Origin of the sequence: Parabacteroides sp. AM08-6, from assembly GCF_003473295.1 — a bacterium.
In the GTDB taxonomy this organism is placed as follows: domain Bacteria; phylum Bacteroidota; class Bacteroidia; order Bacteroidales; family Tannerellaceae; genus Parabacteroides.
The window spans coordinates 1-685 of record NZ_QRMP01000089.1; the positions used below are offsets into that span (position 1 = coordinate 1).

Genomic DNA, 685 nt, shown 5'->3' on the forward strand with positions numbered 1-685 from the left:
AAGAGAGCTATGATTAAGTGGTGTTTTGGGTTAAAGTACGAAAAGATTAACAACTAAAATAGAAGTGAATCTCATTATGATACGTGAAGATACACAGAACGACTGCCCAACCGGCAGCTATTTTCCTGGCAAGCCTTCCGGACATTGCTGGGGAGATGGGCATTATATGTGTGATGGATGCAAGCACTTTAGGGCTGATTTTTCAGCAGACCACAATTTCAGAGAACAAATGTGTCAGCCTGAATGGATGACAATTTCAATAATCAAAAAAGTAGAGAAATGAATACAACGATAAAATTAGCCATGACAGGTTTTGATAACCTAAAAGTGGCAATGCAATTGACTGGGCAGATATTCAAAAGAGTTGAAGCATATAAGGTCAAGGATAATACAATGATTCTATACTGGTCTGATAAAGGAAAGAATGTACAAAAATTGCCTTATCCCATGACCCCCGACCAAGCTGCTCAATTTGTATGGGGTTGGCTGGAGAACACACCACCTGATTATAGCGAACCTGATACTGACGGAAGCACAGGCGAAGCGTGGGAATTATATGCTCGGAGTTGGGGGGTATTGGATGATGAACAGTATGCTTATATCAAGGTCAGACCGATTTGGTTTATCTATGGTAAATGATTAAAAACTAAATAATAACGAGCCTTGAGCGGCTTTATAAAACTCG

The 685-nt window shown here is 39.9% G+C and carries 2 protein-coding genes; both read left to right on the plus strand.

What is annotated here, in order from left to right:
• Positions 1-83 precede the first annotated feature (83 nt).
• Positions 84-251: a hypothetical protein gene (locus DW103_RS18195; protein WP_158576721.1), complete on the plus strand. Its 168-nt coding sequence runs from the start codon at positions 84-86 to the stop codon at positions 249-251.
• 28 nt (positions 252-279) lie between these two features.
• Entirely contained in the window at positions 280-639 is a 360-nt protein-coding gene (locus tag DW103_RS17990) for a hypothetical protein (RefSeq protein ID WP_147381258.1), read from the plus strand.
• Positions 640-685 lie beyond the last annotated feature (46 nt).